This window comes from Flavobacterium sp. RSP49, assembly GCF_003968735.1.
Classification (GTDB): domain Bacteria; phylum Bacteroidota; class Bacteroidia; order Flavobacteriales; family Flavobacteriaceae; genus Flavobacterium.
Genome location: NZ_RYDN01000027.1, coordinates 28,748 through 42,535 on the forward strand (window position 1 = coordinate 28,748; position 13,788 = coordinate 42,535).

A 13,788-nucleotide genomic window follows, 5' to 3' on the forward strand; every position below is an offset into this window, starting at 1 on the left:
ATGAAAACATATTTTCTTTTTTTAATCCTCTCAGCCTTATTCTTTTTATCCTTAACTGTAACAGGACAAAAAGCGGTTATGAAGCCCGAATTAGTGTATAAAATCAAAACAGATACCCGTTTAAAAACAGTATCAGAAAAAGCGCGAAAGCTCGTTTCCTCTGGTTTTAACGCAGGAGATGGTTATTCCGAAGTATGGATTCGGGATTTGAATACTTTTACCGATCTCGCTACTAAAGTCGCCGATAAGGAAAAGCTGAAAGAGGCTCTGCTTACCTTTTTTAAATTCCAGGGAAAAGACGGTAACATCATGGATGGTTATACTGAAATTAAAAATGCCAGTAGTGGTGGTGTTTTTTATTACAGCAAACTCGCACCAGAATTTGCAGCCCACAAAAACACCGTGGAAACAGATCAGGAAACTTCGCTTATTCAAGCTATATACAAATATATAGAAGCTACTGGAGACCACTCCATTTTAAAAGAAAAAATTGACAACAGCACTGTAGAAGAACTCATGGGTAAAGCATTAACCTTTTTACTGGAACACCGTTTTGATAAAAAATACGGCTTACTTTGGGGAGCTACAACAGCCGATTGGGGTGACGTTCAACCGGAGCATGATTGGGGTGTAGTTATCGACAGTTCCAGTCATTTTGCAATTGATATTTATGACAATGCCATGTTTGTTATTGCACTAAATAATTATATTGATTTATTAGCCTTTGACATTCAAAAGAAACCTTGGCTTGAAATCAAACAAAAAATAATAAGTAATACTGAAAAACACCTTTGGGACAAAAAAAACAATAAATACAGGACTCATATTTACCTAAAAGACTCTCCCTTCCCTTCTGACTTTGATGAAAATAAAATCTATTATCATGGGGGTACTGCTATTGCAATTGAGGCGGGTTTATTGAACAAAAAACAAGTAAAACAAGCGTTCGCAAAAATGAAAGCGAATATGAAAGCAGCAGGAGCGCAGAGTATAGGACTCACTCTTTATCCCGTTTACCCTAATGGTTTTTTTAAAAATCAAGGAATGAGTGAATATGGTTACCAAAATGGCGGAGACTGGACTTGGTTTGGTGGCCGAATGGTACAACAATTAATTCATTATGGCTTATATGAGGAAGCCTATGAAGCGCTTTCTCCGATGCTGGACAGAGTAATACTACACAAAGGATTCTACGAATGGTGGACTCCTGCAGGAGAACCAAAGGGTTCTGGCCAATTTAGAGGGTCTGCCGGAGTTCTTTGGTCTGCTATTGAGCAACTAAACGCTCAATCCGTCCAAGAATAAAAGAGAACTAATAGTATCCATCTAATTCCCAGCTTGCCTCCTATTCTTCAATAGTTACCCGTACTAAAAATTAATTTTAAATATTGTATCATAGTGAAATTTAAAAACAGAGCTGTAAGTTAGCGATTAATTCGAGCCCTAAAATAAATGTTTAAAAAATAACTCTTTAATATTTACAACAAATGAAATACTTCATATTTAGTATTCTCCTACTCCATTTAAATTTAATTAGTGCGCAACAAAATTTAATTAAATATGTAAAACCAATCATTGGATCAGAAAAAATGGGACATACTTATCCTGGGGCAACTGTGCCGTTTGGAGCCGTACAATTAAGTCCCGAAACGGATACCATATCCTATGAATTAAACGGAAAATATAATGGTGATGTTTACAAATATTGCGCAGGATATAAATATGAAGACAAAACCATTGTAGGATTCAGTCACACACACCTGAGTGGAACCGGTCATTCTGATCTTGGCGATTTTTTAGTTATGCCAACACAAGGAAAACTACAACTGAATCCCGGAACGGCATCGGATACAAAAAGCGGGTATCGCTCTGCGTTCTCACATTCTAATGAAATATCCGAAGCTGGTTATTACAAAGTAAAACTGGATGATCATGCTATTATTGCCGAAATGACGGCAACTACCAGAGTAGGAATGCATCAATACACATTTCCAAAATCGGATGAAAGTCGCATCATCCTTGACTTAATGGCTGGTATTTATAATTACGATGAAAAAAATGTTTGGACATATATAAGAGTGGTCAATGACTCCCTAATCACAGGTTACCGACAAACAAATGGCTGGGCACGGACTAGAACCGTATATTTTGCAATGTCGTTTTCAAAACCATTTGCCAATTACGGACAAAAAAATTATGACACAAAGCAATCGTATCGTGGTTTTTGGAGAAAATTTGATGAATCAAAAAACTTTCCGGAAATCGCCGGAAAAAAAATACGCATGTATTTTGATTTTAAAACCGAGGAAGCCGAAAAAATTAAAATAAAATTCGCACTGTCCTCGGTTAGTCAAGAAAATGCTTTAGAAAATATGCAATCCGAAATTAAAGATTGGAATTTTGAGAAAGTTAAAACGGATGCTCAAAAATTATGGAATGACGAACTGAACAAGATTAAAATTGAAGCTTCCGAAGACAATAAGATAAACTTCTACACCGCTATTTATCATACTTTTATAAACCCTACGGTTTACACTGACGTAAACGGACAATACAAAGGTTTAGATCAAGACACTCATATAGCCAATGGTTTTACAAATTACAGTACGTTTTCCTTATGGGATACCTATCGGGCATTGCATCCATTTTTTAACATAATTCAACCTTCCCGGAATAATGACATGATAAAGTCAATGATGGCGCATTTCAAGCAAAGCGCCTTACACATGCTGCCAATTTGGTCTCATTACTCCAACGATAATTGGTGCATGAGTGGCTATCATAGTGTTTCAGTAATTGCAGATGCGATCATAAAAGGGGTTTATAATGGCGACCCAAACGAAGCGCTGGATGCTTGTGTGGCAACAGCAAAACATCGAAATTATGAAGGCATTGGCACCTATATGGATTTAGGTTTTATACCTGATGAAAAAAGTGGCACTTCAGTTTCAAACACATTAGAATATGCCTATGATGATTGGTGTATAGCTCAATTAGCAAAAAAATTAGATCGACAGGAGATTTATGAAGAGTTTATAAAAAGATCTTCAAATTGGAAAAACAATTTTAATCCAACAACAGGATTTATGCAACCCAAATTAGCAAACGGTACTTTCAAAAGTAATTTTGATGCTATGACAACGCACGGCCAAGGATTTATTGAAGGAAATAGTTGGAATTACAGTTTTTTTGTTCCACATAATCCAACTGAATTGATTGCCAAAATGGGTGGTAAATCCGCATTTTCAGATCGTTTAGATACTTTATTTTCCATGCATTTACCTGATTCATTTTTCGCTGAAACAGAAGACATTACGAGAGAAGGAATAATTGGTGGTTATGTGCACGGAAATGAGCCTGCGCACCACGTAGCCTATTTTTACAATTGGACAAATGAACCTTGGAAAACACAATATCAGGTTAGAAAAATAATGAAAATGCAATACAAACCAACACCTGATGGTTTGGGAGGAAATGATGATTGCGGACAAATGAGTGCTTGGTATATCTTCTCTTCATTAGGGTTTTATCCAGTTGCTCCAGGTTCAACTGAATATACTATTGGATCCCCTTTGGTAAACAATGCGGTATTGACATTAGAAAATGGTAAAATGTTTATCATAGAGGTGTTAAATCAAAAAGACAAAAATGTTTATGTTCAAAAAATAGTACTAAATGGCAAGCCCTTACCAACTTTGTTTATAAACCACAATGATATTACTGCTGGAGGCAAATTGACTTTTTATATGGGATCTAAACCTAAAAAATAAATCAAAAATTTACATCCCCATTAAAAAGATTAATTTTCTGGTATTTTTCACAGATACAATTGTGTAGCATTGTTTTTAAGTATATTAAATTCTTTAGATGTAATTAGTTTTTGATGATAATTTTTCGTCAGTTCGAGTGATTTTCTCCCCAAGTCTCGGGAATAAAATCGTATCGAGAACAAGAAAAATTTAATTAAAACGGTTCTTGATACACGTCACTTCGAGTGAGAAGCGTATCGAGAAGTTTGTTCCGTTTTACTACTTAAAAACACGCAAACTGATATTTTAATCATTGCATCCAACAGATTATATTAAGATCCTGAACATACAGATGGGGATTTTAAAAAGAAAAAAATTAAGAACAAAATTCATCAATATCTATCTCTTTTTTATGATATGAATGGGTTCTTTTAAAGAGTTCAACTTAGTGGTGAGGATATAGACTTCGAGTCATTACAACAAAAACTGGACAACTGTTTAATAAACGCTTAGCAACACATTAATCGAGAACCCAAACGGCCTAATATCCTCTGCAATTGCTAAAAAACCAACAAAATCTAAAACCTAATCCGAAAAATAACATTCTCTTAAAGGATTTGTATCCTTTTTTGGTTACCCTTGTACCGTTCGATACAACTAAAACCTCAATATATAAACTTCATCTATGAGTCGTATAATAATATATTTATCCTTTCTGCTTTGTCTTTACTCTACTGTTTCAAAAGGGCAGGCTCCACCCGAGGAATTAAAAATTGCTTTTCTGGCAGATGTTCATTTTCAGGATATATATGGAACCTTACAAGACAGCGATTATAAAGGAATCACCAATCCTAAGAACGGAAAGCATACTTTATTAAGAACGATGGAATCGCAGTTACATTCGACTCGGATTTTTAATGAAAACTATTTTGCGTTTTTCGCAGCCCTAGATGATATTGTACAAAGAGGAATAAAAATCGTGGCGCTTCCGGGTGATTATAGTGATGACGGACAACCACTTCACATTCGGGGTTTAAGGCAGATCCTTACTGATTATACTAAAAAATATGGGATCCAATTCTTTATCACCACAGGCAATCATGATCCTGCCGGACCTTTTGCTCAGGAATCTGGAAAAAATGATTTTTTGGGCAATCAAGGAAAACGCCAGCCTATTTTTAGTAAAAAAGGATTATATAAACCCAATAGCAATGATGAAAATACGGTAGTAATAACCCAAGATATTGCCAAAATGGGATATCTCGGTATTACAACTGAACTGAAAGATTTTGGTTTTTCCCCAAAAGAAAGCGATTTATTCTGGACCACTCCTTTCTGCAATTATTCATTAGACAATTATACTTATACAAAAGCAACAGAAGCCTCTTCTTTGACTAATAGAACCTATTCCGTAACGCCGGGATATTCCGTGCCTGATGTGAGCTATGTCGTAGAACCCGTTCCGGGACTTTGGTTACTGGCTATTGATGGTAATATTTATATTCCAAAAAAAGAGGCTTCTGAAAACTCAAAGGACTCCAAAGAGTATTCTGATGCAGGTTTAGGCTACAATAAGGTGCTTTCTCATAAAAAACACCTGATAAAATGGATTGAAAAAATAAACGTAGAGGCTAAAAAGAGAGGGAAAACCCTAATCGCATTCAGCCACTTTCCAATGGTAGAATTTAATGATGATGCGTCCACTGAAATTGAAAAATTAATGGGCAAAGGAAAATGGCAATTAAACCGTGTTCCGAAGGAAGAAGTCGCAGAAACCTTTGCTGATGCCGGATTGAGAATCCATTTTGGCGGACACATGCACATCAACGACACAGGTGTTCGAAAAACTAAAAAAGGAAATACGCTGGTAAACATTCAAACTCCTTCTTTGGCAGCCTACATTCCTGCCTACAAACTGCTCACTGTCAAAGAAAATGAAATCATGGAAATTGAAACGATACCAATCACTGAAGTGCCCCGATTCAATGAACTTTTTGATCTTTATAAAATAGAATATGAATTTTTGAAAAGCCAAAATACCGCAGACCTCTGGAATAAGGACATTTTAGAAACAAAAAACTATCTCGATTTTACCGATTTCCATCTGAAAGAATTGGTCAGATTACGCTTTTTACCAGACGATTGGCCGGAAGAATTTAAAAATTTTATTTTAGAAGTTTCCGCTGAAGAATTGCTCCTACTCGCCAATATAGAATCTACAGCAGATTATAATACCATTATAAACCGCAAGAGCAATTTTAAGGAAGCTTGGAAAAAAGCAGAAAACAAACTAAAGCAACAATTAAAAGAGAATCAGTTCAATCAAAGTGATTTTAAATGGTCTGGTTTAGAGCTGATCACCGACTTTTATCGCATTCGAAGTGCTGATGAATTGGCTATAGCCGAAATTGGTAAAGAAAGAATAAAACAATATCAATTTATTATCGCTTCGTATCTTGACCATCAAAAGGGAAGAAAATTAAATCCTGAAAATCAAACAGCAAAAAATACAATTCTTTTTCTGACCATTCTGAATAAGTTCTTAAACGGAGCTCCTTCAGATCATTTTTTTGTTGATTTGAAATCGGGTGTTATTCAAAAATAAAAAAAGAGATACCTTTTATTGATATCTCTTTTCTCTTTAGATTTAATTTTTATGAGAATACAAACAAATTATTTAAGCTCCAATACTTGTTTGATTTTATGAAAAACTTCATTATTTTCATATACACCAGAAAAAATATCCGATTGCGGTCCATAGCTAAATATCGGCACCATAATTCCAGTATGATCATCAGTTGTAAAATCGCCTTCAATCATTTTGTCTTTTAAATTTCCTTGCGGTAGTGTAAACCCCGATGTCTCATGATCTGCGGTGACAATAACCAAAGTGTTGCCGGTTTGATCCGCAAATTTTATAGCCTCGGTTATCGCTTTGTCAAAATCAATTCCTTCCGAAACAATTCCGGGTACATTATTCGCATGACCGTAGGAATCAATCTGAGCGCCTTCAACCATAAGAAAGAACGGTTTATTCTTGGCATTCAAAAATTCCAATCCGTTTTTTGTGGCTTCTGCCAATAAATTTCCACGTCCTTTTAAAACACTGGGAACCGTATTTTCAGAGAAAAAAAGACCAACTTGATTCTTATTACTATTGGCAACATCTGCAATGGAATTTAAAATTGAAAAATCAGTTTTAGAAAAACCAGCAGCGAAATTTCGGCTTCCGCCACCCATAAAAAGTGAAATCTTACTATTTATAAGATCATTTGCGATGGCTGCTGTCATATCGCGCTCTTTTTGGTGCGAATAAAAAGACGCAGGGGTCGCTCCTGTAATATGATCCGTGGTGATTAAACCCGTACTAAAACCCTTTTTGCTAAGGACTTCCATAATGTTTTCAGTAGGAATCCCTAAGGAATCCACTCCAATTGCCCGATTGAAGGTTTTTTTACCAATAGCTAATGCGGTGCCTGCTGCAGCTGAATCGGTGGTAAAATCATCAGAAGATTGCGTTTTTATAAACCCTATCGATTTTAATTGCGTCAGTGTCAATTGGCCACCATTAGCCAAAACAGCACTAGAAATCTGGGCAAGTCCATTCCCGTCGCCTATAAGCAGAATTATATTTTGTATTGGACTGTTTTTCTTGTCAGACAAATAAGTAGGTGTGTAAACCGGCGAATCAATCGTATTGTAAAAAACTCTGCTGTCTAAGGAATTCAAATAGCGTGAACTCTCGTAAGGCATGTCGGTATTTATAAAATCGACTCCGAGATCCTTGAACGTTTTCCATGCGGTTTTAGAATCTGGACAACCCCAAAAACGGAATGGTTTTCCATAACTATGCGCCTTATTGATTGCTTCGGATACCTTTTTGTAATCTTCGGCAGTAAGACGTCCTTTTCCGTTCCAAGATGAAAATTCACTGAAACTTTTGCTGATTATCGCCACCTTTTCCCATTGTTCTTTTTCTGGAATACCAGCAAAACTTTGATAATCAAATTGAATGTAATTAGGGTATTGTGTATATGTTTTTGCTTCTGGTCGGTTTCCAGATATCACAATGGAGAAATTTTTATTGTTTATTACATTGGGGTAATTTTCTAAAACAGCGATCAGTTTTTTTAACGTTGCAACAGACTCGGTTTTAATATCAATCAGTAATTGTATGGGTTGCTGATTTCCCATTTTTAGTGTCATTACTTGTTGCAAAGGATCTAAATACAGCTTTTCAAGGGTACGTTCTTTTTTGATATCGGTCTCGGTATGGCTTACATACAAGTTGTTATCCTTCAAAAAAACATCCGCTTCAATAGAATTCAAACCATTGGCATAAGCGCTCCAAAACGGAATATTTTGTTCATAATCATTATGAGAATGTATTTTATATTTTTGAATGTCTTGTGCCTGAATGAACTGCAAAGAAAACAGCAAGGCCAGAACTGAAATTTTAATAGATTGGGTCATAGTATAAATTGTAAAAAAAGAGTAGTGTTAACTCGTTGGGTTTAATTATTTAAAACATCAGTTCGAGTGTTTTTTGTCGAGTAAAACGGAACAAAAAATGTATCGAGAACCGTATTTAATTATGTAGACCTTTCGGCTGCTATTAGAGTTCACCGAAAGGTCTTTAATAAAATTATATTTTATGACGTGATTCAGTAGCTTAGTTTAATTTTCTCCTTTAAAACCATGCTAAAACCACTTTTTTGATCCAATTAATATCCTGCGTTTTGAACTAAATATCCAGGCTTGTCTGAAGCTCCATCAATAGCAGATTGTGGAATTGGAAAAAGACGTTTCTGAACATTACCATCCGTTTTTTCGGTCCAGGTTCCTTCATATTTTCCAAAACGAATCATATCCGTACGTCTGAGCATTTCCCAGTAAAATTCAAATCCACGTTCTCTGTACAAAAGATCGAGTTTCATTGAAGTTAAGGCTGGCGGAACAATTCGGGCTGTTCTTGAAGCTCTTACCAAGTTTACATCGGCTAGTGCTCCACCTGCATCATTTGATTTACGAAGTTTAGCTTCGGCACGCATCATGTACACATCGGCCAAGCGAAGAATAACAATATCGGCATCTCCTCTATTTCTCCCGTTATCCGATTTTTTACTGAACTCATATTTCAATACTCTATACCCACTACTATACCCACTTCCTTCTGCTGTAAAATCTATTTTCTCTGTATGGTTGACTAGTTTTGTTTTATCCGCTCGAGTTATATTTCTCAGTTTACCAATTTTATATCCAATTCCGTCAGCACAACGAGCAAAGGGTTGCCCATTAGCAGTGGTAAGTAATCCATATTGCTGGCCTCTGATGATCCCGCGATCAATTTCAAAATTAGCTGCCGTAACGCACGAATCCGCCGGTATTATAAGATTCTTTTTAGAAAATCTAGGATCCATTGTTGCGGGATCCTTAGAGCCATAAGCAACGACCCAAGTCTGATAAAAATCAGATGTAATGGCTGGACCGTCAGTTCCATTTGCTTTTACAAATGCGGGAAGCGGAAACCGGTCGCCGGATAAGGAGAAATAAGCCAAACGATTATGACCGTTCAATTCTGCTCGTTGATCAACAGCAAAGATTAACTCTTTGTTGGTATGGTTTTCATCATCAAATATTTCAAAATATTCAGAGGAAAGATTGTACTGTCCGGACTCAATAATTTTAGAAGTATACAAAATAACCTTATCCATGTCCTCTGATTTGAAATCAAAAGTACTTGCATATGGATTCCGATACACTGCAGCATTTAAGTGCAAACGAGATAGAAGTCCCCATACAGCACCTTGCGTAATACGACCGGGTCCTGAAGTTTTAGAAACCTCATTTTCAATAGACAAAAATTCGTTTTTAATATAATCTACCGCTTCAGAACCACGTAAAACAGTAGAAATTTCCGCAGGGTTTTCTTTTACAAAAATTAATCCAAAAAGATCTAAACTCAACATAGAGTAATACGCTCGTAGCCCTTTGGCCTCAGCCAAATAAAGTTTAGCCGCAGGATTGCTTGCTGCCAGCGGACTTAGTGCATTGATTGCTGTCACGGATCTCGAAATACCTTGAGTAATGGATCCCCAAGTATCTTTTATTCGAATGTGGGAGCTGCTGTAAGTATGACGATGCATATCAATAAAAATCCCATTATCACCCCAATCAGTTCCTCCTCGATAAGGCAAAATAGCTTCATCCGTTGATATTTCCTGAAGTGTAAAATAACTGGTGTGTAAAAATAATCCCGGTAAAACAGCATAAGCAGGTGCAATACTTCCATCGGCAACCGCACCAGATGTAGCACCGCCAGTTAGGGACTCGTCTAAAACTTCTTCCTCAAGTGTTGTACAACCAAATTGCAATAAAGTGGTAAAAACGGTCAGTAATAGTATTATTTTATTTTTCATGTGAATTGTATTTAATTAAAAGGAAACATTAAATCCGAATAGGAATGTTCTTGCTTTAGGATAACTCAAATAATCGATACCGTAAGAAGTGACTCCAGCTACAGATCGATCTGAGTTGACCTCTGGATCATAACCGTCATAATCCGTAATGACAAATAAATTTTGTCCGGTTACAGAAAATCGCATGGAACTAATCCAATCTCCAACGCCAATCGACTCTGGTTTTAAAGTATAGCCAAAAGATACATTGTTTAAGCGAAGAAAAGCGCCATTTTTCAAGTATCGTGTTGAAATAGAAGCCGGGTTTGTAATCGACTCCGAAGAAAATTCTCCTGCTGGAGCAGTTGTGTTTAATGACTTGGCTAAGCGGGCTTTATAGAAATTGGAATTGGCTGTGTTGTCATAGATTTTATTTCCAGCAACACCATTAAAATTAAAGTTTAAATCAAATGCTTTGTACGCTAGATTACCATAAAAACTAAATAATTTGTCTGGCAATGCACTTCCGGCTACAACACGATCTGCATCGGTATCCAAACCATCATTATTGGCATCTCTAAACTGGCTCATTCCTTGATCATTGATTCCAATAAACTCTTTCATAAAAAAAGTACCAATCGGTTGACCGTTTACATAACCGTTAATCGTAGCCGAGGAAAGTCCCGAGCCTGAAGCACTTCCTGTAGTGAGCACCGTAAATGGCGAGTTTTCGATTTTATTATCAATAAAAGATACGTTACCACCAAATCCAAATGAAATTCCTTTCTCACTTTTATACTGATACGCTAGTGCGAATTCCAAACCGCGATTGGTAATAGTCATGTCTTTTACATTAGTCCAATACGTCGAAGCGGGCTGTATGGGATCTGAGGGCACCACTTCAAGTAAAATATTATCTGAAACTTTATTAAAATAATCTATTGTTCCAGATAAAGCGCCTTTAAAGAATCCAAAATCCAAACCTACGTTAGTTTGTGTAGATACTTCCCACTGAATATCTGGATTCGCAAATCGAGCAAAAGTAGTTCCCCCAGGATAAGTGCCTGTCGGATAAAGCGGATAACTGGTGCTACCACTCACTGAGGTTGTCGAGGAAGCTTGTGTGATTTTAGATGGGATTTCTTGATTTCCTGTTCGACCCCAACCAGCTCTTACCTTTAAATTGCTGAACGGACTTGCTTGCATGAACTCTTCTTCAGAAATTTTCCATCCTGCAGAAAAAGAAGGGAAATTTCCGTATTTATTGTTACTTCCAAATTTTGAAGAACCATCTCTACGAAAAGTCGCAGTTAATAAATACCGGTTTTGAAAACTATAATTCAATCTCCCAAAAAACGATTGTAATTCATTTTTAACCGCTGATCCCGAAGGCATATTATCTATTAAATCCAATTCTTGACCCAAACCTGGATTGTATTTTGGATCGATACCATTATCTTTAAATCGGTCAATACTCCAATGGCGGTATTGTACAAATGTTTTTTGAAAGGAATGCCCCGCCAAAAGCGAAAAATTATTCTCCCCTAAATCAAAATTATAGGTGATGTAATTCTCAATCAAAGTATTTTTATTATTGCTATAAAAAGAATCAAGCCGACCATCCTCTTGAGGTAAAGTACTTGGTCTATTTTGAATATCGCGATCAGAACTGGAGTTGTCAACACCAAAATTGAGTTTATAATCCAATCCTTTGATGATTTCAAACGAAGGAGAAATATTAGCTATAATACGATTCGTTTGAGTCAAATCTTCATACAATTTCAGACGTATCAGAGGATTAAAAACATCCGGAAATATAGAAGGAGCTCCATTTTCATCATAAGCAGGATAAGTAGGATTGAGACTTAATGCAGTACCTATAAGACTTTCAATGGCCGGCCGCTCGCTAATGGTGTTAGTAGCATTCAGATTCAAATCAATCTTGAGTCTATCGTTAAGTAATTTTTGAGTAATATTAATTCTACCAGAAAGTCTTTTTAATTCACTATTTTTTATAATTCCTTGCTGATCCTGACTTCCTATAGAGGCAAAATAAGTCATATTATCAGCGCCACCACTTAAGGATACGTTATGATTTTGTGTAAAAGCGGCTCTCGTAATTTCTTTTTGCCAATTAGTAGAGCCCCCTAAATCCGTGAGCTCTCCGCCAATTTCAACAACTCTTGATCGAAAAGCGTCAGCACTATAAACCGGGATTTCTTTAGCTATACTTGAAGTCCCCAAACTAGTAGAATACGTTACTTTAGACACCCCTTTTTTTCCTCTTTTGGTAGTAATCAAAATAACACCATTAGCACCTCTTGCTCCATAAATAGCAGTTGCAGAAGCATCTTTCAATACATCAATTGATTCTATATCATCAGAATTTATAAAACTAAGCGGATTGGTAGCTCCTCCTGTACCTGAATTATCAAGAGCAAAGCCATCGACAACAAATAAAGGCGTGCTTCCCGAACGAACACCACCTTGACCACGTATGCTTATGGTTTGATTACTTCCTGGTTCTCCGCTTGCTGATGTGATGTTAACCCCCGAAACCTTACCTTGAATCAATTGTTCTGGAGAGGTAACGATACCACGATTAAACTGATCACTTTTTACAGAAGTAACTGCACCTGTAACATCACTCTTTCGTTTAGAACCATATCCAACTACTACCAAATCATCTAATTGCAGAGCGCTTGATTGCAACTTTATATTTAATTTATTATAGTTTTTAAGGATTACTGATTGTGTTTCAAATCCTATATAAGAAAACACTAAAACATCGCTAACGGATGCCTTAATATTAAACCGACCATCAAAATCGGTTACTATTCCTTGTTTATTTCCCTTTACCAAAACATTAACACCTGGTATTGGAGAATTTGCATCATCTAATACTACTCCTGTCACTTCTGTTTGTGCCCAAGAGTCCACAGAAAACACCATTAAAAGAAATAGCATCAAAAATTTAATTTTTTTCATTTTTTATTAATTTGTTTATACCGGGCAAATGAAGTCGATAATTGCCAAACAAATGTTAATTAAGAAACAAGAAAAAGTAAATTTTAAACAAGAAAAAGTGAATATTAGTTAAAAAAATAGAAATACAAATAACGTAAAATAAGTACAAAACGACTTCTTACATTTAGAAAATCTATTTACTTTTTTTACCTTTCATTAATTTAATTACTTATATTCTACAGCTATTTAATATCAAAAATATTAAAGCTATTTATTTTTAAAAAAAACAAATACAATGAATTAGATATTTTTTTTTTTAAAATTAGAAGCAAATTAGCTCTTCAAATAAATTACTTAAATTAGAAATAATGACTAATTTTTATTAAAAAAAAATCATTCAGACTGAAATTTTTGAAACAAATGCGTTAAAAATAAAATTAAAATAATAGACCAAACAGATAATAAAAATTTAACCTTTGTATAATATAATTTTTTACCATTTTAAAAAAACTTTCCTCATTTATTTTAAAGGAAAAGGGATATTCCTAAGATACTCTGTACTAAAACATAAAAATTTTTTTAATATTCTTTCTGATTCTGTCTTGTCCTGAATAACCGATACAGATTATTAGATAAAAATATTTAATTAAACACTTGCAAAAACGTTTTTGCAA

At 35.5% G+C, this 13,788-nt stretch carries 6 protein-coding genes; 3 read left to right on the forward strand and 3 right to left on the reverse strand.

Annotated elements, in window-relative coordinates:
• From EKM02_RS11815 to EKM02_RS11825, 3 genes are all read left to right on the forward strand, one after another.
• Positions 1-1,305 (forward strand): GH36-type glycosyl hydrolase domain-containing protein, encoded by a 1,305-nt coding sequence (locus tag EKM02_RS11815; RefSeq protein ID WP_199878487.1) that lies wholly within the window; start codon positions 1-3, stop codon positions 1,303-1,305.
• A 182-nt stretch (positions 1,306-1,487) separates the two neighbouring features.
• Complete coding sequence (locus EKM02_RS11820; RefSeq protein WP_126455403.1) at positions 1,488-3,770, forward strand: GH92 family glycosyl hydrolase; 2,283 nt, start codon at positions 1,488-1,490, stop codon at positions 3,768-3,770.
• Positions 3,771-4,434: 664 nt separating this feature from the next.
• A complete protein-coding gene (locus EKM02_RS11825; protein WP_126455405.1) occupies positions 4,435-6,354 on the forward strand; it encodes a metallophosphoesterase family protein in 1,920 nt (639 codons plus the stop codon).
• A gap of 68 nt (positions 6,355-6,422) precedes the next feature.
• On the opposite strand, the gene EKM02_RS11830 is transcribed toward EKM02_RS11825, so the two are convergent.
• The 3 genes from EKM02_RS11830 to EKM02_RS11840 form a co-directional block, all read right to left on the reverse strand.
• Positions 6,423-8,222: an alkaline phosphatase gene (locus EKM02_RS11830; RefSeq protein ID WP_126455407.1), complete on the reverse strand. Its 1,800-nt coding sequence runs from the start codon at positions 8,220-8,222 to the stop codon at positions 6,423-6,425.
• A 251-nt stretch (positions 8,223-8,473) separates the two neighbouring features.
• Positions 8,474-10,168, reverse strand: coding sequence for a RagB/SusD family nutrient uptake outer membrane protein (locus EKM02_RS11835; protein WP_126455409.1), 1,695 nt, complete (start codon positions 10,166-10,168; stop codon positions 8,474-8,476).
• 15 nt (positions 10,169-10,183) lie between these two features.
• Positions 10,184-13,135, reverse strand: a complete 2,952-nt coding sequence (locus tag EKM02_RS11840; RefSeq protein WP_126455411.1) for a SusC/RagA family TonB-linked outer membrane protein — start codon at positions 13,133-13,135, stop codon at positions 10,184-10,186.
• Positions 13,136-13,788: the final 653 nt, after the last annotated feature.